The 24623-nt window shown below is 65.6% G+C and carries 23 protein-coding genes and 1 tRNA gene; 17 read left to right on the forward strand and 7 right to left on the reverse strand.

Features of this window, described 5'->3' with window-relative positions:
- Positions 1-109: 109 nt before the first annotated feature.
- Positions 110-196 (reverse strand) — tRNA-Leu (locus tag OHQ90_RS16915).
- 222 nt (positions 197-418) lie between these two features.
- Between OHQ90_RS16915 and OHQ90_RS16920 the strand changes: the two genes are divergently transcribed.
- From OHQ90_RS16920 to OHQ90_RS16945, 6 genes are all read left to right on the forward strand, one after another.
- Entirely contained in the window at positions 419-1036 is a 618-nt protein-coding gene (locus OHQ90_RS16920; RefSeq protein WP_328411611.1) for an ANTAR domain-containing response regulator, read from the forward strand.
- A 240-nt stretch (positions 1037-1276) separates the two neighbouring features.
- Positions 1277-2473 (forward strand): branched-chain amino acid ABC transporter substrate-binding protein, encoded by a 1197-nt coding sequence (locus tag OHQ90_RS16925; RefSeq protein WP_328412901.1) that lies wholly within the window; start codon positions 1277-1279, stop codon positions 2471-2473.
- A 97-nt stretch (positions 2474-2570) separates the two neighbouring features.
- Positions 2571-3608, forward strand: coding sequence for a branched-chain amino acid ABC transporter permease (locus tag OHQ90_RS16930; protein WP_328411612.1), 1038 nt, complete (start codon positions 2571-2573; stop codon positions 3606-3608).
- Positions 3605-5038, forward strand: coding sequence for a branched-chain amino acid ABC transporter permease (locus OHQ90_RS16935; protein WP_328411614.1), 1434 nt, complete (start codon positions 3605-3607; stop codon positions 5036-5038). The genes OHQ90_RS16930 and OHQ90_RS16935 overlap by 4 nt, the downstream gene beginning before the upstream one ends.
- Positions 5035-6054, forward strand: coding sequence for an ABC transporter ATP-binding protein (locus OHQ90_RS16940; protein WP_328411616.1), 1020 nt, complete (start codon positions 5035-5037; stop codon positions 6052-6054). The genes OHQ90_RS16935 and OHQ90_RS16940 overlap by 4 nt, the downstream gene beginning before the upstream one ends.
- Positions 6055-6062: 8 nt before the next feature.
- Positions 6063-6824 (forward strand): ABC transporter ATP-binding protein, encoded by a 762-nt coding sequence (locus OHQ90_RS16945; protein ID WP_328411618.1) that lies wholly within the window; start codon positions 6063-6065, stop codon positions 6822-6824.
- Between the two features lie 47 nt (positions 6825-6871).
- Here the strand turns inward: OHQ90_RS16945 and OHQ90_RS16950 are convergent, their stop codons facing one another.
- Positions 6872-7348 (reverse strand): nuclear transport factor 2 family protein, encoded by a 477-nt coding sequence (locus tag OHQ90_RS16950; protein WP_328411620.1) that lies wholly within the window; start codon positions 7346-7348, stop codon positions 6872-6874.
- A gap of 92 nt (positions 7349-7440) precedes the next feature.
- On the opposite strand from OHQ90_RS16950, the gene polA reads away from it, so the two are divergent.
- Positions 7441-10215: a DNA polymerase I gene (gene polA, locus OHQ90_RS16955; protein ID WP_328411622.1), complete on the forward strand. Its 2775-nt coding sequence runs from the start codon at positions 7441-7443 to the stop codon at positions 10213-10215.
- A 344-nt stretch (positions 10216-10559) separates the two neighbouring features.
- Here the strand turns inward: polA and OHQ90_RS16960 are convergent, their stop codons facing one another.
- On the reverse strand, positions 10560-10871 hold the full coding sequence (locus OHQ90_RS16960; protein ID WP_328411624.1) for a DUF6191 domain-containing protein: 312 nt from the start codon (positions 10869-10871) through the stop codon (positions 10560-10562).
- Positions 10872-11279: 408 nt separating this feature from the next.
- Here OHQ90_RS16960 and OHQ90_RS16965 point away from each other — a divergent pair, with 408 nt between their 5' ends.
- Complete coding sequence (locus OHQ90_RS16965; protein ID WP_328411626.1) at positions 11280-11714, forward strand: alpha-isopropylmalate synthase regulatory domain-containing protein; 435 nt, start codon at positions 11280-11282, stop codon at positions 11712-11714.
- Positions 11715-11804: 90 nt separating this feature from the next.
- Here the strand turns inward: OHQ90_RS16965 and trxA are convergent, their stop codons facing one another.
- Entirely contained in the window at positions 11805-12179 is a 375-nt protein-coding gene (gene trxA / locus OHQ90_RS16970) for a thioredoxin (protein ID WP_328411628.1), read from the reverse strand.
- A gap of 50 nt (positions 12180-12229) precedes the next feature.
- A complete protein-coding gene (locus OHQ90_RS16975; RefSeq protein WP_328411630.1) occupies positions 12230-12751 on the reverse strand; it encodes a 2'-5' RNA ligase family protein in 522 nt (173 codons plus the stop codon).
- 79 nt (positions 12752-12830) lie between these two features.
- Between OHQ90_RS16975 and OHQ90_RS16980 the strand changes: the two genes are divergently transcribed.
- From OHQ90_RS16980 to OHQ90_RS17000, 5 genes are all read left to right on the forward strand, one after another.
- Positions 12831-13928, forward strand: a complete 1098-nt coding sequence (locus OHQ90_RS16980; protein WP_328411632.1) for an isocitrate/isopropylmalate dehydrogenase family protein — start codon at positions 12831-12833, stop codon at positions 13926-13928.
- A 550-nt stretch (positions 13929-14478) separates the two neighbouring features.
- Positions 14479-16068, forward strand: a complete 1590-nt coding sequence (locus OHQ90_RS16985; protein ID WP_328411634.1) for a carboxylesterase/lipase family protein — start codon at positions 14479-14481, stop codon at positions 16066-16068.
- 627 nt (positions 16069-16695) lie between these two features.
- Positions 16696-17559 carry an ABC transporter substrate-binding protein gene (locus tag OHQ90_RS16990; RefSeq protein WP_328411636.1) on the forward strand — a complete coding sequence of 288 codons (864 nt, stop codon included), beginning with the start codon at positions 16696-16698 and terminating at the stop codon, positions 17557-17559.
- A 3-nt stretch (positions 17560-17562) separates the two neighbouring features.
- Positions 17563-18525, forward strand: a complete 963-nt coding sequence (locus OHQ90_RS16995) for an amino acid ABC transporter permease (RefSeq protein WP_328411638.1) — start codon at positions 17563-17565, stop codon at positions 18523-18525.
- Positions 18522-19328: an amino acid ABC transporter ATP-binding protein gene (locus OHQ90_RS17000; protein ID WP_328411640.1), complete on the forward strand. Its 807-nt coding sequence runs from the start codon at positions 18522-18524 to the stop codon at positions 19326-19328. The genes OHQ90_RS16995 and OHQ90_RS17000 overlap by 4 nt, the downstream gene beginning before the upstream one ends.
- Before the next feature lie 18 nt (positions 19329-19346).
- Here OHQ90_RS17000 and OHQ90_RS17005 read toward each other — a convergent pair whose 3' ends face one another.
- Positions 19347-20249, reverse strand: a complete 903-nt coding sequence (locus OHQ90_RS17005; RefSeq protein ID WP_328411642.1) for a LysR family transcriptional regulator — start codon at positions 20247-20249, stop codon at positions 19347-19349.
- 71 nt (positions 20250-20320) lie between these two features.
- Here OHQ90_RS17005 and OHQ90_RS17010 point away from each other — a divergent pair, with 71 nt between their 5' ends.
- From OHQ90_RS17010 to OHQ90_RS17020, 3 genes are all read left to right on the forward strand, one after another.
- Positions 20321-21694, forward strand: a complete 1374-nt coding sequence (locus OHQ90_RS17010) for an FAD-binding oxidoreductase (protein ID WP_328411644.1) — start codon at positions 20321-20323, stop codon at positions 21692-21694.
- Positions 21695-21756: 62 nt separating this feature from the next.
- Positions 21757-22641, forward strand: a complete 885-nt coding sequence (locus OHQ90_RS17015; RefSeq protein ID WP_328411645.1) for an SPFH domain-containing protein — start codon at positions 21757-21759, stop codon at positions 22639-22641.
- A gap of 9 nt (positions 22642-22650) precedes the next feature.
- Positions 22651-22803 carry a hypothetical protein gene (locus OHQ90_RS17020; RefSeq protein WP_328411647.1) on the forward strand — a complete coding sequence of 51 codons (153 nt, stop codon included), beginning with the start codon at positions 22651-22653 and terminating at the stop codon, positions 22801-22803.
- 204 nt (positions 22804-23007) lie between these two features.
- Here OHQ90_RS17020 and OHQ90_RS17025 read toward each other — a convergent pair whose 3' ends face one another.
- Complete coding sequence (locus OHQ90_RS17025) at positions 23008-23919, reverse strand: SDR family NAD(P)-dependent oxidoreductase (protein WP_328411649.1); 912 nt, start codon at positions 23917-23919, stop codon at positions 23008-23010.
- Positions 23920-23968: 49 nt separating this feature from the next.
- On the opposite strand from OHQ90_RS17025, the gene OHQ90_RS17030 reads away from it, so the two are divergent.
- Entirely contained in the window at positions 23969-24574 is a 606-nt protein-coding gene (locus OHQ90_RS17030; protein WP_328411651.1) for a TetR family transcriptional regulator, read from the forward strand.
- The last annotated feature ends 49 nt before the right edge of the window (positions 24575-24623 follow it).

The raw sequence follows: 24623 nt of genomic DNA on the forward strand, positions 1-24623 counted from the left end.
ACCCTACGCGGGAAATACGCGGTGAGTCGGAATCCGGTTCGACCGTGCGAGCCGGGGTGTGGGCAAGACAAACGGCCTGTGCTCGTGAGGAGCACACCGCCTGCTGCGTTGGTGCCGATTGTGGGACTCGAACCCACACGTCCTTTCGGACAACGGTTTTTGAGACCGTCGCGTCTGCCAGTTCCGCCAAATCGGCGCACCGGTTGCAAAGCATAGCGGGTGGGTGGCGTCGAACGCGAATGGGTTCCCCTCTGCGGCGCGGACGGGCGGTTTGCGCAGGGTATATGGGTTCTATGCCGAAGTGAAAGGTACTCTTTACATCACTCGACAGCGCAACGGTGGGCCGATGGACCGGCACATGGGCCACGGCCACCCTTCGGCGTGTCGGGACAGGCATCGGAACCAGAGGGGTCTACCTATGAGCAGTACAGCAGGGGGCGCCGCCACGAAGCGGGACGCCGGGGCGAAGCGGGTCGTCGTCGCGGAGGACGAGGCGCTCATCCGTATGGATCTGGTGGAGATGCTGACCGAAGAGGGCTACCAGGTTGTCGGCGAAGCGGGTGACGGTCAGCAGGCTGTCGATCTCGCGGTGGAGCATCGGCCGGACCTGGTCATCATGGATGTGAAGATGCCGCGCCGCGACGGCATCGACGCCGCGGCCGAAATTGCGTCGAAACGCGTTGCGCCGGTGGTGATTCTGACTGCATTCAGTCAGCGCGATCTGGTCGAGCGGGCGCGCGACGCGGGCGCGATGGCGTATCTGGTGAAACCGTTCACGAAATCCGATCTGGTGCCCGCCATCGAATTGGCGGCGAGTCGCTTCCATGAGATCACCGCGCTGGAGAGCGAGGTCGCCAATCTCTCCGATCGGCTGGAGACGCGCAAACTGGTGGAGCGGGCCAAGGGTGTGCTCATGCAGACGCAGGGGCTGTCGGAGCCGCAGGCATTCAAGTGGATTCAGCGCACCGCGATGGACCGCCGGACTACCATGAAAGCGGTAGCCGAGGTGGTGCTGGAGAACCTGGCCCCGAAGTGACCCTCTGAGGGCCTTGGCCGGTCACGGCCGGAAAATTTACTTCGTTGAAACGCATTCGCGAAGAAGAATTCGAAACAATGTCGTTCGCATGACGCGAATGTGATGCGGAACTAACGTGGCAACGCTATGTTCTGACCGGGCCGACGTGGTCGGCCTCCTCGGCGAGCCGAGGGAGTACAGGACGTAGAGGTGAGGGACGTGCTTAGTTCGATATGGCGCAGTCGTTCGACACGAGGAGTATTGGTAGCCGGTGCCGCGGCTGCACTCGTGCTGACGGGCTGCAGTGACAAATCGACCAACGAATCGGGTTCATCCGGCACAAATGGTGCGGGAAGCCTGTCCATCCAGCCGGTGGCACAGGTGGACATCGACGGCAAGCAGGTCCCGAAGACCGATCCGGCCAAGGCCGCCGATCCGGCGGGCGACGGCAAGGCGACCTGTCCGGCCGGTACCACGATTGCTTTCGCAGGCGCATTGACCGGCCCCAACGCGGCTCTCGGCATCAACATCGTGTCGGGCGTGAAGCTGGCGCTCGATCAGCACAACAAGGCGAACGCGGGCTGCAAGATCGAGCTCAAGCAGTTCGACACCGAGGGCGACCCACAGAAGGCCACCCAGGTCATCCCGCAGATCGTCAACGACAAGTCGATCATCGGCCTCGTCGGTCCCGCGTTCTCCGGTGAGACCAAGGCGACCGGCAAGATCCTCAGTGATGCGGGCCTGGTCTCGGTCACCTCCTCGGCCACCAATGCCACACTCACGCAGAACGGCTGGAATACGTTCTTCCGCGGCTTGGCCAACGACGACATTCAGGGTCCGTCGGTCGCCAAGTACCTCGTCGGCAGCGCAGGCTACAAGAAGGTCTGCGTCGTCCAGGACAACAGCGACTACGGCACCGGCCTGGCCAAGAGCATCACCGAGGGGCTCGGCGCCGCAGCGGATCCGAGCTGCGCGGCCAGCATCAAGACCGGTGACAAGGACTTCTCCGCCACCGTCACCAAGATCGCGAGCGCGAACGCGGACGCGGTCTTCTACTCGGGTTACTACGCCGAGGGCGCACCGCTGGCGCAGCAGTTGAAGTCCGGTGGCGTCAAGGCCGTCTTCGTCGGCCCGGACGGCGTCAACGATCCGCAGTTCCTTTCGCAGGCGGGTAGCTCGGCCAACGGTGCGACGCTGACCTGCCCGTGTGGTCCGGCCCCGGAGAAGTTCGCGAAGGATTACGAGGCGCTCAACGGTCAAGCTCCCGGCGTCTACTCGGTCGAGGCCTACGACCTGGCCACGATCCTGAGCAAGGGCATCGACAGCGGCAAGGTGACCCGTCCCGAACTGCTCGAGTACGTGCGGTCCTATGACGGTCCCGGTCTGGCGCGTCAGTACAAGTGGAACCCCAACGGGGAACTGTCCAATGCACTGATCTGGATCTACACAGTCAAGTAACCCGCACCCACGAAACGCGCAGCACGTATGGGGGTTCGCGCGAATCCCTGTACGTGCTGCTGTTTCGTGAGCGCGAATGAATGAGGGCGAATTACGAATGACTTCAACAGTATTGGCCGGTGCTGTACAACTAGCCGGCGGCTCGATCGACTTCAACTATCAAGGAGTGATCGACGATTTCTGGCGACTGACCGTCGACGGATTGTCCTACGGTGCGATATACGCACTCGTCGCTGTCGGCTACACCCTGGTCTACGGCGTACTGCGGCTGATCAATTTCGCCCATTCCGAAATCTTCATGCTCGGCCTGTTCGGCCAGTATGTCGGGCTTATGCTGCTCGGGTTTTCACCGAGCGGTGATGTCTACTCCCAAGGCATCGTTCTCACCGTCACCTATCTCGCACTGGCGATGATCTTCGGTATGGCCGTATCCGGCGCCGCGGCAGTCGGATTGGAGCGGGTGGCCTATCGGCCGCTGCGCAAGCGCGGAGCCAAACCGCTGATCTTTCTGATCACCGCCATCGGCGCCTCCTTCGTGATCCAGGAGATCATGCACTTCGTGGTGCCGAAGGTGTGGCCGAAGCTGGGCGGCACCAACGCGCAGAAGCCGATCATGCTGGTCGAGCCGACCAAACAGTTCAGCTTCGGCGGAGCGGATGTCACCAATGTGACGATCGTGATCATCGTCGCCGCCGTCATCCTCGCCATCGCCACCGAGGTGCTGATCAACCGGACGAAGTTCGGTCGCGGCATCCGGGCGGTGGCACAGGATCCCGACACCGCGACGCTCATGGGTGTTTCGCGGGAGCGAATCATCATGTTGACCTTCCTGATCGGCGGCGTGCTCGCCGGTGCGGCCGCGCTGCTGTACGCGCTCAAGATTCCGAACGGGATCATCTACTCGGGCGGCTTCATCCTGGGCATCAAGGCGTTCAGCGCCGCGGTGCTCGGCGGTATCGGCAATCTGCGGGGCGCGCTGCTCGGCGGGTTGCTGCTCGGGCTGGCGGAGAACTACGGCCAGATCCTCTTCGGTACCGAATGGCGTGACGTGGTCGCGTTCGTTGTCCTGGTTCTGGTGCTCATGATTCGCCCGTCCGGCATCCTCGGTGAGAGCCTCGGAAAGGCGCGCGCATGACCGACACGGTAAAGAGCCCGCCGCCACGGCAGAGCGGGCCGGAAGAGACCTCCGAGCACGGCGTCGGTGATGCACTGCGGACCTGGTGGGCCGGGCTGTCGCGGCCCGCCCAGTGGGGGGTCGGCGTGCCCGCCATCATTCTGCTGGCACTGCTGCCGCTGTACCCGCCGCCGTTCCTGGATACTCCCGGTACCAGCTTCGGTGGCGTGATGGCCCAGTTCGCGATGTACGCGCTGCTCGCCATCGGCCTGAATGTCGTTGTCGGACAGGCTGGTCTGCTCGATCTCGGGTATGTCGGCTTCTACGCCGTCGGCGCGTACACGGTGGGTCTGCTGACGAGTCCCAACAGCCCGTGGAACCAGACCGACGGCGGTTGGCTGAGTGAGGACTGGGCCTGGTTGGCCTGCCTGCCGCTGGCGGCGGCGGTCACCGCGGTGTCCGGTCTGATTCTCGGTTCACCGACGCTGCGGTTGCGCGGCGACTATCTGGCGATCGTGACGCTCGGCTTCGGCGAGATCGTCCGGTTGCTCGCCGACAATCTCGGCGACCTCACCAACGGCAGCCTCGGCCTGTCCGGCATCGCCTATCCCCGCGTCGGTGAATCCGCGGAGCGGCCCAACGGTGTGTTCTCCGCGGGCAACGTCGGCGACTCGGAAGCCTCGAACATCTTCGCAAGGGCCAACTCCGGCATCTGGTGGTTCTGGGTCGGCATGGTTCTGGTGATCATCGTGCTGCTGGTCGTCGGCAATCTGGAGCGCAGTCGGGTCGGCAGGGCCTGGGTCGCGATCCGTGAGGACGAGGACGCCGCCGAGATCATGGGGGTGCCCACCTTCAAGTTCAAGCTGTGGGCATTCATGATCGGCGCCGCGGTCGGCGGCCTGTCCGGTGCGCTGTACGCGGGCCAGGTGCAGTTCGTGAATCCGAGCGGGTTCAACATCATCAACTCGATGCTGTTCCTCTGTGCGGTCGTCATCGGTGGTCAGGGCAACAAGCTCGGCGTGATCGTCGGCGCGTTCATCATCGTGTACCTGCCGAACCGGCTGCTGTCGGTGCAGCTGGTCGGGCAGACCGTTGTCGGTTACGTGCTGCTCGGACTGGCCATCGTTGGCATCATCGCGATGATCGTCGGGTGGAAGCGCTGGGCACGCGATCTGGAGCGGCCGGTGCGTCTCGGTTATCTTGCCGGCGCGATCGTCGTGGTGATCGGGATGTTGATCGTCCTCGGGAACGTGCTGAAATTCCATGAGCAGGGCGCGCAGTCGCTCGGCGACTTCAAGTACCTGTTCTTCGGGGTCACGCTCATCGTGTTGATGATTTTCAAGCCGCAGGGGTTGTTCCCGGTGCGACAGAAGTTGCTCGCCTACGGGCGGCAGGTATATCGGGCCGTGCGCAAACCGTTCGGCAACGAAGTGATCGGGGAACAGGCATGACCGGGCCGGGCGCGGGTGACGCGCTATTCGACAATGAGGACATGTCGGCCGGCTATGCCGCCGAACCGGAAGCGACGCCGAGCGCTGGCGTTGTCGATGTGACGGCCGTGCTGCCGGAACTCGGCGACGCGGAGGCGGTCGCGGAGGCGGTCGCGCCGAGCCGTGAGATCGAGACGCCGGTGGGTGCAGCGCTGCTGCGCACCGACGGATTGACCGTGAAGTTCGGCGGCCTCACCGCATTGGACAACGTGAGTTTCGAGATTCGCCGCGGCGAAATCCTCGGCCTGATCGGGCCCAACGGTGCGGGCAAGACCACCTGCTTCAACGCGATCACCGGTGTGTACCGGCCGTCGTCGGGCGTGGTCTATTTCGATGGCAAGCCGCTGACGAAGACCAAGCGCAATGCCATCACCCGCCTCGGTATCGCACGCACCTTCCAGAACATTCGGCTCTTCGCCGAGATGACCGCGCTGGAGAACGTGGTGGTCGGCACCGACGCCAGGCACAAAACCTCGGTGCCGGGCGCCATCTTCCGCACCACACGGCATCGCCGTGAGGAGCACGAGGCCATCGAACGCGGCATGGCGTTGCTCGAGTTCGTCGGCATCGCACCGCGCGCGGTGGAGAAGGCGCGCAATCTGTCCTACGGCGACCAGCGCCGGCTGGAGATCGCCCGCGCGCTGGCCACCGAGCCGAAATTGCTCTGCCTCGACGAGCCCGCCGCCGGATTCAATCCCAGCGAGAAGTCCGCGCTGATGGATCTGATCCGCAAGATCCGCGACGACGGGTTCACCGTCCTGCTGATCGAGCACGACATGCGGCTGGTGATGGGCGTGACCGACCGCATCGTGGTGCTGGAATTCGGGCGCAAGATCGCCGACGGGCTGCCCGCCGACATCCGCGAGAATCCCGATGTGATCAATGCCTATCTCGGTGTGCCCGACGACGGTGCCGGTGCGCCCGAGGAGGGCGCCCAGCCGGGGACAGCGGACGACACACACGGGACGGACGGGTAGGGACGGCGATGGCATCACACAGGCAATCCGACAGCCCCGGCGACGCATCGGGCCCGCTGCTCGAAGTCACGGACATGGTCGTCAACTACGGCAGAATCCAGGCGCTGCACGGGATTTCGCTGCAGGTGGCGCCCGGCGAGCTGGTGACACTGCTCGGCGCGAACGGCGCGGGCAAGACCACCACGATGCGCGCTCTATCCGGGCTGCTGCCGCTGACCCGCGGCCGCATCTTGTTCGAGGGCCACGACATCACTCATATGAAGGCGCACGAGCGCGTCAAGCTGGGGTTGATCCAGGCACCGGAAGGCCGCGGCGTCTTCCCCGGCATGACGGTGCAGGAAAACCTCGACATGGGCTGCTACGCAAGGCCGTTCGAGTCGAAATCGGAATACGACAGCACCCTGGAATGGGTGTTCGGCATGTTTCCTCGGCTCGAAGAACGGCGCAAGCAGGTCGGCGGCACGCTGTCCGGCGGCGAGCAGCAGATGCTGGCCATCGGCCGCGCGTTGATGGCGCGGCCGCGGCTGCTGCTGCTCGACGAACCGTCGATGGGGCTGGCGCCCATGGTGATTCAGCAGATCTTCCGGATCATCTCGGAGATCAATAAGCAGGGCACCACGGTGCTGCTCGTCGAGCAGAACGCTCAGCAGGCGCTGGCCCGCAGCGACCGCGCCTACATCCTGGAGACCGGTGAGGTGACCAAGTCCGGCTCCGGTCGCGACCTGCTCACCGATCCCGCGGTGAAGTCGGCCTATCTGGGCGTTGGATAGATGATGAGCTGACGGGTCTGGCCGACCAGCCACCCTCTGCGGGGTGCTCAGTGGCCAGGCCCGTCGCTGCCCGAGTCACGGGTCGCGGCCACCGCAGCATCGGACAGTGCCGTCCCGGTGTCGGACACCGCCGTCATGACGGCCGCAGTGTCCAAGTAGAAGGGCCGGATTTCGCTGATGAGCTCGTCGCGGAAGGTGATCAGCTGCATCACCGAGGTATCGAGCACGCGGCCGGTGGCGCGCGCTCGCAGTCTGCCGACGTTGTAGATGACCACCGCGTCGCCGTCCACCACGAACCGCTGCTCGAGGAACTCCAGTGACGACCAGGTTTCGCTCATCGCGGCCATGAACCGCTGGATGCCGTCCCGGCCGTGCCATTCGCCGCCGTAGGGCAGGTTGGCGGCCTGATACATCACGACATCGGGGGCAAGGCAGGCCGCCATACCGGCGAAGTCGCCGCCCGTGGTGATGTAGGCGGCTTCCGCTGCGAAGAACCGCTGCAAAGCGGACATTGTTGTGGTCACGGGGAAATATTGGGCGCAAGCCGCGGCCCGGTCCGGCGGAAATCGGACGTAACACTCGATGCCTCACGGCGGGTGGGAGCCGCCGCTGTGAGATGTCGGTGGGCCTCCCTAGACTCTTCACCGTGACCCCAGCGACCATTGATCAGCGTTCGAGCTCCGTCTCTGCAGCCGGCTCCGATGCGGCCGGTCCGCAGCCGACTCTGCTGTTGCTGGATGGGCATTCGATCGCCTATCGCGCGTTCTTCGCGCTGCCCGCCGAGAACTTCAAGACGGTCACCGGGCAGACCACGAACGCGGTGTACGGCTTCACCGCGATGCTCATCAACCTGCTCCGCGACGAGAAGCCGACCCATATCGCCGCGGCCTTCGACGTGTCACGCAAGACATTCCGCACCGAGGCGTACCCGGAGTACAAGGCCAATCGCAGTGCCACGCCCGACGAGTTCCGCGGGCAGGTCGAGCTGACCAAGGACGTGCTCGGCGCGATGGGCATTCCGGTGATGGCGATCGACGGTTTCGAGGCCGACGACCTGATCGCCACGCTCACCACCCAGGCGGTCGCCGAGGGCTTCCGTGTGCTGATCGTCTCCGGTGACCGCGACTCGATCCAGCTGGTCGACGACAACGTCACGGTGCTCTACCCGCGCAAGGGCGTCTCCGATCTGACCAGGTTCACTCCGGATGAGGTGATGGCCAAGTATCAGCTCACGCCGGCCCAGTACCCGGATTACGCGGCCCTGCGCGGCGACCCGAGCGACAACCTGCCCGGCATTCCGGGTGTGGGGGAGAAGACCGCCGCCAAGTGGATTCGCGAATACGGTGACCTCGCCACCCTCGTCGACAAGGTCGACGAGGTGAAGGGCAAAGTCGGCGATGCGCTGCGGGCCAATCTGAGCAGCGTGGTACTCAACCGGCAGCTCACCGAGATGGTGCGCGATGTGCCGCTGCCCTACACCCCCGATCAGCTGGCTCAGCAGCCGTGGGATCGCAACAAGATCCACCAGCTGTTCGACGATCTGGAATTCCGGGTGCTGCGCGACCGGCTGTTCGAGACGCTGGCGCCGCCGGAGCCGGAAGCCGAGGCGGGCTTCGAGATCAGCGGTGGTGCTCTGGAAGTGGGCGCGGTCGCGGCCTGGCTCGCCGAGCATGCGAAAGCCGGTGTCCGGCACGGTGTTTCGGTGGTCGGATCGGGCACTCCCGGCAACGGGGACGTGCGCGCGCTCGCGATCGCGGGGGGCGACGGCGAGAGCGGCTACATCGACGTCACGGTGCTGACCCCCGAGGACGACGCCGCGCTCGGCGTGTGGCTGGCCGACCCCGCCGTGCCCAAAGCGCTGCACGAGGCCAAGTCCGCGATGCACGCGCTGCGCGGCCGCGGCTGGACCCTGGCCGGGCTGACCAGCGATACCGCACTGGCCGCCTATCTGGTGCGCCCCGGCCAGCGCAGCTTCAACCTCGACGACCTGTCGCTGCGGTACCTGCGCCGCGAGCTGCGTGCCGAAACCGACGAGACGCCGCAGCTCTCGCTGCTCGACGACGAGGACACCGTCGACGCGGAGGTCGCACAGACCGAAATGCTGCGCGCCAGGGCCGTCGTCGACCTCGCCGCGGCGCTGGACACCGAACTCCAGCAGATCGAATCCGTTCCGCTGCTCGAGGATATGGAGCTGCCGCTGCTCGGCGTGCTCGCCACCCTGGAGGACGCGGGCATCGCCGTCGACGTCGACCAGTTGGAGACGCTGCAGCGCCAGTTCGCCGACAAGGTGAACGAAGCGGCCAACGCGGCCTACGAGGTGATCGGCAAGCAGATCAACCTGGGCTCGCCGAAGCAGCTGCAGGTGGTGCTGTTCGACGAGCTCGACATGCCCAAGACCAAGCGCACCAAGACCGGTTACACCACCGACGCGGACGCGCTGGAATCGCTGTTCGAGAAGACCGAGCACCCGTTCTTGCAGCATCTGCTCGAGCACCGCGACGCCACCCGCCTGAAGGTCACGGTGGACGGCCTGCTCAAGTCCGTCGCCGACGACGGTCGCATCCACACCACGTTCAACCAGACCATCGCCGCGACCGGCAGGCTCTCCTCGACCGAGCCGAACCTGCAGAACATCCCGATCCGCACCGACACCGGCCGCCAGATCCGCGACACCTTCGTTGTCGGTTCCGGCTTCGCCGAGCTGATGACCGCCGACTACAGCCAGATCGAGATGCGCATCATGGCGCACCTTTCCGCCGACGAGGGCCTGATCGAGGCCTTCAACTCCGGTGAGGATCTGCACACCTTCGTCGCGTCCAAGGCCTTCGACATCCCGCTGTCGGAGGTGAATCCCGAGATGCGCCGCCGCATCAAGGCGATGTCCTACGGCCTCGCCTACGGTCTGAGCTCCTACGGTCTCTCCGCGCAGCTGAAGATCAGCACGCAAGAGGCGAAGGAACAGATGGATGTCTATTTCGACCGGTTCGGCGGCATCCGTGACTATCTCTACGAGGTCGTCGAGCAGGCCCGCAAGGTCGGCTACACCGAGACCCTCTTCGGTCGCCGCCGCTACTTGCCGGACCTGGACTCCAGTAACCGTCAGCGCCGTGAGGCCGCCGAACGCATGGCGTTGAACGCTCCTATCCAGGGCACCGCCGCCGACATCATCAAGGTCGCGATGATCAACGTGAACAAGGCGATCACGGCCGCGGGACTGCGGTCGAGGATGCTGCTGCAGATTCACGACGAGCTGGTGTTCGAGGTCGCCAACGGCGAGCGGCAGGCACTGGAAACGCTGGCCCGTGACCAGATGTCCTCGGCCATCGCACTGTCGGTGCCGCTGGATGTCTCGGTCGGCACCGGTCGCAGCTGGGATGCCGCGGCACACTGAGGGCGGAGGCCGCCGTTGAACATGCGGTGGCCGAGCCGGGCCCCTCGGTGCGTTCGGCCGCAAAAGCTGCGTGAGGTGGTGACCACGACGGCGGCTATGGGGCTGGGCAGCGGAAACCCCTTGTGCTGCCCAACTTTTCAGCGCTCGTAGGCAAGTAGCTCGTACTGTGTCGCCGCCACGCGAGGGAGACCGTCGGCTTCCAGCCGGTGCCGGCGACACGACCATCGAAATCCATCAACGGCGGAACCTATTCGCCAGCATGACGGTCTCCGGGGTCGGTGGCGACCGCTCTGCTCACAGATCTGCCGGGAAATCTCCGACGTCGGACTCGAGCGCGTCGAGTGTTACTCCCGGTGGCGCACCAGTCGCGCCGAACCTGCTGACAGATCAATCTCGTCGCGCGGTGGTGCGCCATCGGACTTGTCTTCTTTGTGCATCAGCACGGTCTGGCGCTGCTCGAACTCGTGGCGCTTGGAGCCCTGGAAAGCGGCGGCGACTTCTTCGAAACCGGCGGCCGCGACCGGGCGGCCCGGGCGGTCCGCGAACCATGGGAGGATGCGACTGCCGGTCAAGCGGCTCCACAGCACCTCGGCCGCGGCGAGCATCATCAGCAGTATCGCCAGTCCGGGAATTGTCATGGCAACGAGCAGGCCCATGCGGTCGAAGGTACCCGCGCCCACACCATTGCGCCGCGATACCTGGACGCCGTGAAATCGGCTGCCACGACGCTGCGGCCTCCGTCCGGCCGCATATCCCGTGAGCTGCGCAAACGATACTCACGAGTAGGCGCACCGAGGGTGCTAATAAGGTTGCGATTGCGTCGAGATGCCCCTATCGTGTACCGCGTGCCGAATCCCGCCGACCGCCACAGCGCCGTGCTGAATGTCGCAGACCGCGACAGCGCAGCGCTAATTCCGCTTACCGCGATGGTGGCTGCCCGGCGACTTCTCCTCGTAGTAACCCGCCGTAGCGGGGTCTGATTCGGACCGGTCCCCTCGCTGCGGGCTGTTGATTGTTAGTGCTGGTCCCCTCCGCCGATTCTCTTCGGGAAGACCTGAATTGCAATGACGATCCTTACTCTCGACACACGCGCATTCATCGCCGCCGCACCCAAGGGCCTGCGGGCCGAATGCGGCGGCCTGACGCCTGCGCAGTTCTACGACCGCTACTGCGAACACACCGGACACATTCGGCTCAGCGACTGGTCGCTCGCCGGTAACGGGAGCGCGGAGTGCGTCGCGACGCTGGAGTTCGCCGACCAGCTGCGGACGTTCAGCACCACCGGTAGTCCGGTGGCGGCGATGACCTCCGCACTCTACGACGCGGGCTATCCGGTCGAGATCTTGCAGTTCCACCAGCGCCGCACCGAGGCAGGCACCGCCACCTTCGTGCAATGCGAGGTGAACGGCAGGCGCGGCTGGAGTGCGGCCATGGCCGATGACGGCGCCGAGTCGACGATTCGCGCGATGATCGCCTGCGTCAACCGAATTGCTCGTTGACCGGGTAGACCCGACGGCTCGCAGGCCCCGAAATCGCAACGGACCGTTCACCACTCGAAGGTGAACGGTCCGCCCCGGGGTGTGTGCGCCTTACTTTGCGGTCTGCTCCGACTGCTCGGCCAGCTGCTTGCGAACCTCGTCCATGTCCAGGGCCTTCACCTGGGTGACGAGATCCTCCAGTGCGGCGGGCGGGAGCGCGCCGGGCTGCGCGAACACCAAAACGCCCTCACGGAAGGCCATGATGGTCGGGATGGAGCGGATGTTCGCCGCGGCGGCCAGGCCCTGCTCCGCCTCGGTGTCGACCTTTCCGTGGACGACATCGGGGTGCTTGGTCGAAGAGGCCTCGAAGGTCGGCGCGAAGCTTTTGCACGGGCCGCACCACTCTGCCCAGAAGTCGACGAGTACCACGTCGCTTCCGGTGACTACCTCGTCGAAGTTCTGCTGGGTCAGCGTCTGGGTGGCCATGACGTCCTCTCATGTCGTTTCATTGCCAGCTGTAACGTCCGGCGTTCTCTTTATCTTCCACGGGCCACCGGCCACTCGCGCCGTTGGTCACCGTCCCAACGCCGGATACCCACGATGCTCGCCGGGAAATCACGGTCTCTTGCGACAGCGTGCACGGCCTCGCCGAGTTGTTGATGGGATACGCGGCGTGCCAGCGTCACGTGCGGCGTCCACTCGTCCGGGTGCAGGTTCGATGGAACGCCGGGACACTGCGCCACGATGCTGAAGATCCGTCGCTGCAATGCGAGCAGTTGCTCGGACGGAACGACCGCCCTGACCAGGATCGGATGGCGCGCGCCGAACACCAGCAACCCACCGAGACGTACCGGGAAGGGCCGGAAACTCTGCTGCTCGAGGACGTGATCGATGCGCGGCCACAGCTGCCTGGCGACCGCTACGGTGATGTGCGGGCGCGTGGTCTCGGCGGTCTTCGCCGCGACACTGGGAATGCCCGCGTCCGCGAGCAACTGCCACTGCCGTCGGATCTCCGCATCGGCTGCGTCGTCCAACAGTAATTCGACCGACTGCACCATGGTCCCCAGAAAGTAGCGCCCTCCGGCGTGTCCGTGGGGCGATTCGGTCGCAGCCGACCGGCGGCGGGAGGATGACCTGGTGAACGATGCGACGCAACGCGACAGTTCGACACTCCGCCTCGGCCTGATCGACGGCGACGGGATCGGCCCCGAGGTCGTGCGGGCAACGCGGGCAGTGGTCGACGAGGCCATGGCTGCCGCCGGTGCGAATCCGGTGGAGTGGGTTCCGTTGCTGATGGGTCACCGCGCGATCGAAGAGTTCGGCGAGCCGCTGCCCGAGGCGACCTTGACCGGTCTGGCGGGACTCGACGCGTGGATCCTCGGACCGCACGACAATGCGTCCTACCCGGACGTGCATCGTGCGGCGGTCGCGCCCGGCGGCGCCATTCGCAAGAGGTTCGGGCTGTACGCCAATATCCGGCCTGCGCGGGCATTCACGGGTGTGCGAGCGGCCGCGCCGTTCATCGACCTGGTGATCGTCAGGGAAAACAGCGAGGGCTTCTATGCCGACCGCAATATGTTCGCCGGGTCGGGGGAGTTCCGGCCGACACCCGATGTCGCGATGGCCGTCGGCGTCGTCACCCGCCGCGCTTGTGAGCTGATCGCGCAGGAGGCGTTCCGGCTGGCCGCGACGCGTCGTCAGCGGGTGACCATCGTGCACAAGGCCAATGTGCTGCCGATGACGATGGGTCTGTTCCGTGATGTCTGCTATGAGGTCGCCCTCGATTATCCGAGTGTCGAGGTCATCGACGAGCATGTCGACGCGACCGCAGCCCATCTGGTCCGCGCGCCCCGCGATTTCGATGTGCTCGTCACCGAGAACCTTTTCGGCGACATCCTCTCCGATCTGGCGGGAGAGTTGAGTGGATCACTCGGCATGGCGTCTTCGCTGAACTGCTCGCAGTCCCGTGCGATGGCGCAGGCGGTGCACGGCGCCGCGCCGACCTTGGCGGGACGCAATCGCGCGAATCCGGCGGCACTGCAGCTGTCGGCGGCAATGTTGTTGAACTGGTTGGGGACTCGCAACGCCGATCGGATGTTGCGCAATGCGGGGGAGCGCATCGAGCGTGCGGTCGCGGCTACTTTCGAGGCCGGTATTGCGACCGCTGACCTGGGCGGTCTCGCGTCGACGAGTGAATTCACCGAGCAGGTTTGCGCCAGGGTCCACCGCCGGTGATCAGCGTGTTGCGCTCGGGTATTCAGCACGGATCGGATTGATCTTCCGTTACCGACCCGCGAATCGCGGCGATTCGCAATGTCAGCGAGTTCATGAGTTGAAGGGTCACTGTACGCAGTCGCGTTGCGTTGCCGCCTCGGGTGGCCACGGGCCGCAGCGTTGTGCGATGTGCTCGACCAGGTGGTGCTGTCCTCCCGTGGTCCGTTGCGCCGGATCGTGCCACCGAAACGCCGTCGGAAACGACTCGGCAAACTCACCCCGGTCGAGTTTGAAATAATCAACCAGACCGCACACTCGGCCTGAACCACTCGACCCACGAGTCGATCAAAAGTGGGGGAGTCCCGTGGGTGTGCGGTGGTCAGGCGGCTGAAGCTTTGAGCGCCGCAGTTTCGCAGTATTTCGAGTCCGGCTGATCCCGACACCAGAGTGCAGCTCTACATCCAGCCGATCAACGCCAGTTACCGCGGCGTCCCGACGCCGTCGGAAGCTCCATCGCCGCCGACCGCAGCGACAACATCGAAGAGATTGGGCAGCAATGATTCACTTGATCATGCGATCCGCGATCTGCATGATGGCGGGAACCGGCCTCGCGTTCGCGGGTGCTCCGGCGCCCGTCGCGGCGACCCCACCCGATGTAGTCGTGACCGGCGGCGAGATCTCCGGCTTCGCCGCCGACGGAATCACCAAATACCTGGGAATCCCTTTCGCCGCACCCACCGGTGGCGAAGCGCGATTCAGCCCGCCACGGCCTGCACCGCCGTGGCCCGGCATCCGGCAGGCTCACGGTCACGGACCACAGTGTCCGCAGACCGGACTCCTGCCCGACCCGTTACCGGCAGGCCCCACCAGCGAGGACTGCCTGAGTATCGACCTATACGTGCCCGACGGCACCCGCGACAGAAATTTGCCGGTCATGGTGTTCTTCCACGGCGGCGGCTACACCGACGGCTCCAACAGCCAATATGACGCGCCCACCCGGATGGTCGCCGAAGGCAACGTCATCGTGGCCATCCCGAACTACCGCCTCGGACCGTTCGGATTCATGTCGCTACCAGAGTTGGCTGCCGAGTCCGGTGGCGCCACGGGAACAGTCGGCATTCAGGATCAACAAGCCGCCCTACGCTGGGTGCACGACAACGCCCACGCCTTCGGTGGCGATCCATCCAACGTGACGATCTTCGGTGAATCGGCCGGCGCCGGAAGTATCTGCACACACTTCGCCGCACCCGCTTCCGACGGCCTCTACAACAAAGCCGTCATCCAAAGCGGATCCTGCGTCCGATCATCCTTGATGCCCCGCAACCGCGACGACTCCTTCACACGGTCACAGCAATACGCCGAAAGCGTCGGATGCGGTGATCCCGCAACACAATTGGCATGCCTGCGCGCACTACCCGCCGCGAAACTCCTGGAATCACCGATCGCCCAATTCGACGGACTACCGACCTGGATACCCAGCATCGACGGCGTCGTCGTCACCGGAACACTCGACACCGCACTCGCACGAGCAGCTGACCGAGAGATACCCCTCATCGTCGGAAACAACAGCAACGAAGGCGCACTGTTCATCGTCGACTCGGACTATGCCCGCGGCCGCATCCCGGATGCCGCAAGCTACGAGCGCTACGTCCGCCGATCATTCGGCGCCTACGCCGACCGAGTACTCGCCCAATACCCACTCGACCGGTACCCCTCACCCGCGGCCGCCCAGTCCGCAGTCATCACCGACGGCGTGTTCGCCTGCCCCGCACTGTTCGTCAGCCGCATGGCCCGCGACACCGGACATCCGGTGTGGCAGTACGAATTCGACGAAGCCCCATTCGGCGATGCCAACCCCCTGCTGCCCGGCGCCTTCCACGCCGGTGAACTGCCCTACCTGTTCACCAGCCTGATGAGCCTGCCGATCCCATGGACCGGACCGTCCGATGCCTTCGCCCGACAAATGCGGCGATGGTGGACCACCTTCGCCCACACCGGCAACCCGAACGGGCCCGGCTCACCCCCATGGTCGGCCTGGCCCGAACCGACCGGGCAAAGCTCCGACGGGCCGGTACTGACCATGCGGGCAACCGGCAGCACCATGTCCCACGACTTCGCCGCCGAGCACCACTGCGAATTCTGGTCCGAACGCCCTCAATGAATCCCCTGTCCACCGAACCGAAACCCCGCCGCCGACCGGCCTCCGTCCGCCGGACGGGAGTCTGTCGAGCGAGCGGCCCAACCACGTGCGGCGTCGCGGCTTCTCGCCCGAAGCGTGCTCGAGGGTTGGACACAGTTCCGCGGCACCGACCGCGGCCACAACAGACCACGCGTGGTCATGGCATTGCAGGATGCGTCGAGACGCGGTGTGTCTCGCCCGCCGTCCGCGCGACACGCGGCATCGCCGGATGTTCCCGGCCGGTTCCGGGCTCTGGTCGCCGCTGAGCGGTAGTCGTTGCGGGTCGGGCCATCGACGCACGGGTGGCCGACAGTGTCGCGAAGCCGGACGGTATCAGCGACCGGAGTGTGTCAGAGGACACGGCGGTCGCCGCCCCTCAAAGCTGCTGGTCAGGCTGTGAGGGGGTAGGGTGTCTCGGCGGCGTGCCGGCGCCCTGGGCAGTGATGAGTTCGCAACGACTTCGTGTCGTTCTTTCGTTACTGTCAAGCACGAAGCGTCCCGGTCGCTTAGATTGCCAAACGGGTGGTGACACCCGGGTTTAGTGAATCCGAAATGTGGAGGGCTGCTGTGTCTGTTCGATCGGTTTTTGGCAGGCGCGCCCTGCAGGCGATGTGCGTCGTCACTGGCGGCGTGTTGGTGCTATCCAGCTGTAGTAATTCGGAGGACAGCAGCCCCGAGGTGGCGAAGGTGGCCGGTGTCGACAAAGTCGACTCGATCGCCGCGCAACTTCCCGACAAGATCAAGCAGTCCGGCAAGCTCGTCGTCGGCGTGAACGTTCCGTATCAGCCCAACGAGTACAAGGATCCGAGCGGCAAAATCGTCGGCTTCGACGTCGACCTGATGGACGCGGTCGCCGCCACGCTCGGCGTGAAGGCCGAGTACCTCGAGTCGTCCTTCGAGAAGATCATCCCCTCCATTCAGGCGGGTACCTACGACGTCGGTATGTCTTCGATCACCGACTCGAAGGAACGCGAGCAGAGCGTCGACTTCACCACCTACTTCAAGGCCGGCAGCCAGTGGGCGCAGCAGACCGGTAAGCCGATCGACCCGGACAACGCCTGCGGTAAGAAGGTCGCGGTCCAGGCCACTACGGTTCAGGACACCGACGAGATCCCGAAGCGCAGTGAGAAGTGCGTCGCCGAGGGCAAGCCCGCCATCGAGAAGAAGTCCTTCGATGAGCAGAGTGCGGCCACGACAGCTCTGGTGCTCGGCCAGGTCGACGCCATGTCGGCGGACTCCCCGGTGACCGCCTACGGCATCAAGAAGAGCGACGGCAAGATCGAGGCCGCCGGTCCGGTCTTCGACTCCGCACCCTACGGCTGGGCGATCCCGAAGGGTTCGGCGCTCGGCAAGGCACTGCAGGCCGCGGTGCAGCACCTGATCGACAACGGCAAGTACCTCGAGATCACCAAGAACTGGGGCGTACAGGAAGGCGCGATCACCAAGTCGGTCATCAACGGCGCAGAGAGCTGATCGATGACCGCACAGAACACCCCGTCGGCGCCCGGCGACAACGCCGGGGCCGGTGGGCAGGTCGCTTCGTCCCAGCCCGATCCGATCAAGGCGGTGCCACTGCGCCGTCCGGGTCGATGGATCGCCGCGGCGATCATTCTGATTCTGGTCGGCCTGTTCGTGTACGGCGCCAAGACCAATCCCGCGTACCGGTGGGACACCTACGGAAAGTACTTGTTCGACAGCCGGATCGTCTCCGGCGCGGTGGTCACACTGGAGCTGACCATCCTCGCGATGGCTCTTGCCGTCTCGTTGGGCACGGTGCTCGCCGTGATGCGCCTTTCGCCCAACCCGGTGCTGCGGGCGACGGCATGGGTGTATCTCTGGATCTTCCGTGGCACACCGGTCTTCGTGCAATTGGTCTTCTGGGGCCTGTTCCCGTCCCTGTACAAGCAGATTGCCCTCGGGATCCCGTTCGGGCCGCAGCTGCTGCAGTTGGACGTGCAGGATCTGCAGGCGGCATTCACCTTCGCCGTGATCGGACTCGGCCTCAACGAGGCCGCGTACATGGCCGAAATCGTCCGTGCCGGAATCAATTCCGTCGGCGAGGGGCAGCGTGAGGCGTCCACCGCGCTCGGCATGTCCTGGTCGCAGACGATGCGCAGGACGGTGTTGCCGCAGTCGATGCGGGTGATCATTCCGCCGACCGGCAACGAGCTGATCGGCATGCTCAAGACCACGTCGCTGGTCACCGCGCTACCGCTGACCACCGACCTCTTCGGCAGGGCGCGTGATATCTACGGTGTGAACTTTCAGCCGATTCCGCTGCTGCTGGTCACTGCCACCTGGTATCTCGCGATCACCAGCGTGCTGATGGTCGGCCAGTTCTACCTGGAGCGCTACTACTCGCGTGGTGTCTCGCGGCAGTTGACTGCGAAGCAGTTGCAGGAGTTGGCCGATGCGCAACAGATTGTGAAGGCGAAATGACCGTCGACGTCGACAAGGACTCCGCCGTCGAAAAGGCCGACCGGCCGCCGATGATCGTCGCGGACCAGGTGTGCAAGAGCTTCGGCGCGCTACAGGTGCTCAAGGGGATTTCGCTGGAGGTCGCGCGCGGCGAGGTGCTGTGCCTGATCGGCCCATCGGGTTCGGGAAAGTCGACCTTCCTGCGCTGCATCAATCACCTCGAGCGGGTGAACGCGGGACGACTCTATGTGGACGGCGACCTGGTCGGCTACCGCGAGAAGGGCGACAAGCTCTACGAGTTGCATCCACGCGATGCGGCCAAGCAGCGCCGCGATATCGGCATGGTGTTCCAGCATTTCAATCTGTTCCCGCATCGGACGGCGCTGGAGAACATCATCGAGGCGCCGACTCAGGTGAAGAAGGTGCGCAAATCCGTTGCGGTGGCTCGCGCACACGAGCTGCTCGAGCGAGTCGGCATGGCGGACAAGGCAAATGCCTATCCTGCACAACTGTCGGGCGGTCAGCAGCAGCGCGTCGCGATCGCCAGGGCGCTGGCCATGGATCCGAAGCTCATGCTGTTCGACGAGCCGACCTCGGCTTTGGACCCGGAGCTGGTCGGCGAGGTGCTCGGCGTCATGCGCGAGCTGGCGGCATCGGGCATGACGATGGTGGTCGTCACGCACGAAATGGGTTTCGCGCGTGAGGTTGCCGATCAATTGGTGTTCATGGACGCCGGCGTGGTCGTCGAAGCAGGCAGGCCGCGTGAGGTGTTGGCCAACCCGCAAGAAGCCCGCACCAAAGCGTTCCTGTCGCGACTGCTGTAGCGCCGCCCCGCGCACCGGCTACGGAGTCCTGGTGCGCGCCAGACTGATTCGGAGCTGACCGAGCAGGACTCTGACGGCAGGACTGCCGGGCCGGTCGCGCCGCCAGGCCAGTGCGAGCTTGCCGTGCAGCTGCGGCTCGCTGATCGGTAGTACCCGCACCCCGAACGCCGCGGCTTCCTCGGGGTTCAGCGCGGGTACCACCGCGATGCCGAGGCCGCGGGCGGCCAGGCGGAGCAGCAGTGGCGGCGCGGCCGCTTCGAACGCCACATCCGGCTCGAAACCCGCTGTGGCGCAGGCGCGGTCGAAGACGCCGCGAATTCCGGTGCCGCGTGGCAGGCAGATCAGTGGGTGGTCGCGGAGCTCGCCGAGCGGGATGTGTGTCCGGTCCGGTCCGTCGAGCGCGACGGCCGCGACGATCGGAGTGTCGAGCACGACGTCGATACCGAGATCGGCATCGAGTTCCGCTCCGGTCAATCCGACGAGGGCGATGTCCAGCTCGCCGTGCCGCACCGCGGCCAGCATCTGTTCGGAGGTGTTCTCGGTCAGGCTGATACCGACCTGCGGGTGATCGTCGTGGAAGTCCGCCAGTGCCGAGGAGATATCGAAGTCCTCGGTGGCGGTGCCCGAGATGCAGCCGACGCGCACGTGCCCACGCAATAGGCCGGTGAATTCGTCCACGGTCTGCGTTATCTGCTCGGTCGCGGCGAGTGCGGCTCGCGCATGCGGCAGCACTGCCGCACCCACCTCTGTCGTGGTCACCGAACGGCCGCTGCGATCGAGCAGCTGCTGACCCAGCTCGCGTTCGAGCTGGCGGATCTGGGCGCTGAGCCCGGGCTGGGCCAGGTGCAGGCGGGCCGCGGCACGGGTGAAGTTGGCTTCCTCCACGACGCTGACAAAGTAGCGGAGCTGACGCAGTTCCATAATCAATGATTCTAGAAGCAAGCAGAACTATCTGTTGTACTTCTCATTCGAGCGCGGGCATCGTGTGAGTCATGGGAAACACCGCAGCTCAGATCATCGATATCGACACCTTCGCCGGCCCCGTCTACTACCCCGGCGACGCCGGGTACGAGGACGAGATCGCGGGCTTCCAGACCGCCTACTCACACCGGCCCGCGCTCATCGTCGGGGCCGTGCACGCGGCGGACGTGCGCAGCGCAGTGGAGTACGCGGCGCGCCAGGGACTTCCGGTGGCCGTTCAGGCCACTGGGCACGGGCTGTCGGTCGCCGCCGACGGTGGCGTGCTGGTCAGCACCCGGCGGATGACCGACATCCGCATCGATCCCGTCGCCGGAACCGCGAGGGTCGCGGCAGGGGTCCGGGCGGGCGCGCTGGTCGAGGCGGCGGCACGGCACGGTCTCGCGCCGCTGAACGGGTCGTCGCCATCGGTCGGCGTTGTCGGCTACACCCTCGGCGGCGGACTCGGCCTGCTGGCAAGGGAATTCGGCTACGCGGCCGATCATGTGCGCGTCATCGAGCTGGTCACCGCCGACGGACGGATGCGCACCCTGGTTCCCGGCGACGAGCTGTTCGGTGCGGTGCTCGGCAGCGGCGGCAACTTCGGCGTAGTGACCGCTATGGAAGTGGAGCTGGTTCCGGTGACCACTGTGTACGGCGGTCAGCTGGTATTCGACACGGCGTTGGTCGAGCAGGCGCTCGGCGTGTGGCGGGCGTGGACCGAAACGGTCCCTGAGCAACTGACTTCGACCGTCAGCATGCTGACCTTTCCGAACATTCCGCAGGTCCCCGAGCCGCTGCGCGGCCGCTACGTGGCGTCGTTTCGGATCGCCTTCAACGGACCCGCCGATGAGGGGGAAAAGCTGGTCGCCCCGCTTCGCGCGATCGGCAACCGCTTGCGCGATGACCTGCGCGCGATGCCCTACACCGAGTCGCACACCATTCACAGCGACCCCGACCACCCGCACGCCTACGCGGCGACCAACGCCCTACTCTCCGACCTCACTCCGGAAACCCGGTCGGCGTTGCTTGCGGTCACCGGCCCTGGCGCACCGATCCAGGCCGTAGTCGACATTCGCCACCTCGGCGGAGCGCTGCGCAGGCCCGGCCCCGCGGGAATCGCCGTTGACCATCGCGACGCAGGCTACCTCGTCCGCGTCATCACCTTGCCCGAACCGGGCAGTGCCGCAACAGCTCCCGCCGACCACGCGGCGGTCCGCGCCGCATTGGCACCCTGGACCCTCGGCCACAACCTCAACTTCCTCTACGGTGCGGGCGCCGCCGCCACCGAGGATCAGACCCGCACCGGCTACACCCCCGACACCTACACCCGCCTCGCCACCCTGAAGGCAAACCGCGACCCCCACAACATGTTCCGCTTCAACCGCAACATCACCCCGGCCCACTGAACCGGTTGCCCCGGCGTCCTCTGCTAGCATTGTGATATCACTTTGATACTTCGGAGGATGTTATGGAGTTTCGGGACGCATTCCGCCTGAACGGCTTTTCGGTGCTGTTGGGTTGGCTGGTGCTCACGATCTTGTTCGGTGGGGGTGCCGTGCTCGGCTACGTGATCGCGGGGCGCAACGGCAATGCGCCCGCACTGGTCGCGGCGATTGTCGCGACGGTCATCGTGGTGGTGCTGCTCCTGCTCGCAACCGGTCTGACCGTGGTCAATCCGAACGAGGCGAAGGTGGTGCAGTTCTTCGGCCGCTACATCGGCTCGGTGAGCGAACCCGGGTTCTTCTCGGTGGTGCCGCTCACCGATCGGCGCAGCATCTCGTTGCGGGTGCGTAATTTCGAGACGCAGAAGCTGAAGGTCAACGACGCCGACGGCAACCCGGTCGAGATCGCCGCGGTTGTTGTCTATCGGGTGGTCGACAGCTTCAAGGCCGCTTTCGCTGTCGACGACTACGAGGAGTACGTGGAAACCCAGTCCGAGGCGGCGGTCCGGCATCTGGCGACCACGCATCCCTACGACGCGCACGACGCCGATCGCACCAGCCTGCGCGATGGTGCCGAGGTGGCCGGAGAACTGACCGTCGAACTGCGGGAGCGCACCGAAATGGCGGGCATCGAGGTGCTAGAGGCTCGGATCACCCACCTCGCCTACGCCCCCGAGATCGCTCAGGCGATGCTCGTCCGGCAGCAGGCCGCGCAAGTGGTTGCCGCGCGCACCCACATTGTCGAGGGCGCTGTCGGCATGGTCGGTCTTGCGCTGGAGAAGCTGGCCGAACAGGGCACGGTCGACCTCGACGAGGAGCGAAAGGCCACCATGGTGTCGAACCTCTTGGTCGTCCTGTGTGGCGACCGGGCCATCCAGCCCGTGGTCAACACCGGATCGATCTACTCCTGAGCCGCGGCGATGGCTGAACGGAAGAAGCTCTTACTTCGCCTCGACCCGGCAGTGCACGACGCCATCGCCAAATGGGCGGTCGATGATCTGCGCAGCATCAATGCACAGATCGAATACGCCCTGCGGCGAGCGTTGGAACAGGCAGGCCGAAAGCCGAAGTGACCGCGGCGAGTTCCGGCCACGTGGTCCCGTCCCCAGAGTTACCAGCACAAACGCTGGAACCCTCTGGTGGCGGGGCCTTTCGGCGTGCTGTTGCGTAGCGGCGTGTGCCGCAACGGCCACGCCGAGCCTGGACAGGCGACTCGGTGAGGTGGGTGGGTATCGGCAACGGCTCGCCTGTCGTCGGAAGTGCCGCCGCCGCTGCTGTCATGGGTGCTCGGAACTCGCCGCTACGGTGAGCTCGTCCAGCAGTTCGATACTGTCGTCATACAGTGCGTGCTGCAGGTCGAGGTCGTAGGACACCTTCGACGACGGCCGCTCGGCGCGTCCGACGAAGTAGCGGCCGGTCGCGTCGGCAACTGCGGGATCGGCCGCCAGCCAGGCGAGATCAGCGCCCGAGGTGGCAGGCGTATGCACGCCAGGCAAGGCGACCAGTGCTCGTGCGGCCGTGCGCCAGAGGAGCTGACCGATTTTCCCGGCGTCCCTGGCCAGTCCGGTGCCCGGCATCAAGCCGGGATCGAAAGCATTGACCGTGATCCCGCGCGGCCCCAGCCGCCTGGCCAGCTCATAGGCCGTTTGCAGGTTGGCCAGTTTCGATGTGCTGTATCGACGGCGGCCGTCGCGCCGCGCGGATTCGGTCGGGACCGAGGGGTAGGCGAGCTCTCTGGCCGAGGCGATGAGCGGGTCCGGCATTCCGGTGAGTTGGTCGGGATCATGTGTTCCGGAACTGACGAACACGATCCGTCCAGGTGGGGTCAGCTCGTCGAGTAATGCCCGCACCAGGGCGAGGTGCCCCAGGTGGTTGACGCCGAAGGTGGCTTCCACGCCATCTTCGGTGTAGGTGCGCCGGGTGAACTGCAGCCCCGCATTGCAGATCAGGGCATGCAGTGGCGGCAGTGCGGCAGCGCGCAATTCGGCCGCGAATCGTGCGACGGATGCCAGCGAGCCGAGGTCGAGGGCGGCCCCACGTGCGCCGATGGCAGTCGCACTCGCGTGCGTCCGATCGGCGTCGCGCCCGGTGATGACGACCGTCCACCGGGGGTTTGCGGCGAGTGTGCGTGCGCACTCGTGGCCGAGCCCGCTTGTCCCGCCGGTGATCACCACGGTTCTGTCACTCATTGCCATATGGCATAGTCTGCCATGTGGCGGGCTGTGTGACAATATTCGGATGTCGCTGCGGGATCGGAAGAAGGAACGCACCAGGCGGGCGATCGCCGACGCCGCGTTGCGGCTGTTCGTCGCACGCGGGTTCGATGCCGTGACCGTCGCCGACATCGCCGCGGAAGCCGACGTGGGGACTCGAACCCTGCATCGCTACTACGCGAGCAAGGACGAGCTGCTCTTCGCCGAGGACGACGAGCATCGCGAGGAACTGGCCCGCCTGCTCGACGAACGCCCCGAGGGCGAGTCGCCGGAGTCCACGCTGGCCGCGGTGATCGGCCCGATGGTCCTGCGTTTCGCCGACCGCCTTGCCGATGCCCGCGCCCGAGACACACTGATCGCCGCCAACCCGGCCTTGCAGGCCAGGGAACTCGCCAAGCGCAACGCAGTCGAAACGCTCGTCGCCGAGCATCTCGCGCGCCGGATGGGCGTCGATGTCGGTGCGGACGTGCGACCGCTGCTCTGGGCCAAGGTCGGCATGTCCTGCTTCTTCGCGGGATACCAGATCTGGCTGAATTCCGGCGGCGATCTCGGCGCGCATATCGCCGCCGCACGCGCCGCGTTGCCGGCGGAATTCGGCCGGTCGGAGCCTGTCATCGCGCCTTCGCGCTGAATTCCTACCGCCAAGACGGCGTCAAATGCTGGGAATCTGCGGGTGGACC

It is taken from the genome of Nocardia sp. NBC_00403, from assembly GCF_036046055.1.
Lineage (GTDB): Bacteria > Actinomycetota > Actinomycetes > Mycobacteriales > Mycobacteriaceae > Nocardia.

Bases quoted from the DNA above. Each gene is read 5' to 3' on its own strand.
- OHQ90_RS16920 (WP_328411611.1), top strand. From the start codon at position 419: ATGAGCAGTACAGCAGGGGGCGCCGCCACGAAGCGGGACGCCGGGGCG.
- OHQ90_RS16930 (WP_328411612.1), top strand. From the start codon at position 2,571: ATGACTTCAACAGTATTGGCCGGTGCTGTACAACTAGCCGGCGGCTCG.
- OHQ90_RS16935 (WP_328411614.1), top strand. From the start codon at position 3,605: ATGACCGACACGGTAAAGAGCCCGCCGCCACGGCAGAGCGGGCCGGAA.
- OHQ90_RS16940 (WP_328411616.1), top strand. From the start codon at position 5,035: ATGACCGGGCCGGGCGCGGGTGACGCGCTATTCGACAATGAGGACATG.
- OHQ90_RS16945 (WP_328411618.1), top strand. From the start codon at position 6,063: ATGGCATCACACAGGCAATCCGACAGCCCCGGCGACGCATCGGGCCCG.
- polA (WP_328411622.1), top strand. From the start codon at position 7,441: ATGTCGGTGGGCCTCCCTAGACTCTTCACCGTGACCCCAGCGACCATT.
- OHQ90_RS16960 (WP_328411624.1), bottom strand. From the start codon at position 10,871: ATGGGCCTGCTCGTTGCCATGACAATTCCCGGACTGGCGATACTGCTG.
- OHQ90_RS16965 (WP_328411626.1), top strand. From the start codon at position 11,280: ATGACGATCCTTACTCTCGACACACGCGCATTCATCGCCGCCGCACCC.
- trxA (WP_328411628.1), bottom strand. From the start codon at position 12,179: ATGGCCACCCAGACGCTGACCCAGCAGAACTTCGACGAGGTAGTCACC.
- OHQ90_RS16975 (WP_328411630.1), bottom strand. From the start codon at position 12,751: ATGGTGCAGTCGGTCGAATTACTGTTGGACGACGCAGCCGATGCGGAG.
- OHQ90_RS16985 (WP_328411634.1), top strand. From the start codon at position 14,479: ATGCGATCCGCGATCTGCATGATGGCGGGAACCGGCCTCGCGTTCGCG.
- OHQ90_RS16990 (WP_328411636.1), top strand. From the start codon at position 16,696: ATGTGCGTCGTCACTGGCGGCGTGTTGGTGCTATCCAGCTGTAGTAAT.
- OHQ90_RS16995 (WP_328411638.1), top strand. From the start codon at position 17,563: ATGACCGCACAGAACACCCCGTCGGCGCCCGGCGACAACGCCGGGGCC.
- OHQ90_RS17000 (WP_328411640.1), top strand. From the start codon at position 18,522: ATGACCGTCGACGTCGACAAGGACTCCGCCGTCGAAAAGGCCGACCGG.
- OHQ90_RS17005 (WP_328411642.1), bottom strand. From the start codon at position 20,249: ATGGAACTGCGTCAGCTCCGCTACTTTGTCAGCGTCGTGGAGGAAGCC.
- OHQ90_RS17010 (WP_328411644.1), top strand. From the start codon at position 20,321: ATGGGAAACACCGCAGCTCAGATCATCGATATCGACACCTTCGCCGGC.
- OHQ90_RS17015 (WP_328411645.1), top strand. From the start codon at position 21,757: ATGGAGTTTCGGGACGCATTCCGCCTGAACGGCTTTTCGGTGCTGTTG.
- OHQ90_RS17020 (WP_328411647.1), top strand. From the start codon at position 22,651: ATGGCTGAACGGAAGAAGCTCTTACTTCGCCTCGACCCGGCAGTGCAC.
- OHQ90_RS17025 (WP_328411649.1), bottom strand. From the start codon at position 23,919: ATGAGTGACAGAACCGTGGTGATCACCGGCGGGACAAGCGGGCTCGGC.
- OHQ90_RS17030 (WP_328411651.1), top strand. From the start codon at position 23,969: ATGTCGCTGCGGGATCGGAAGAAGGAACGCACCAGGCGGGCGATCGCC.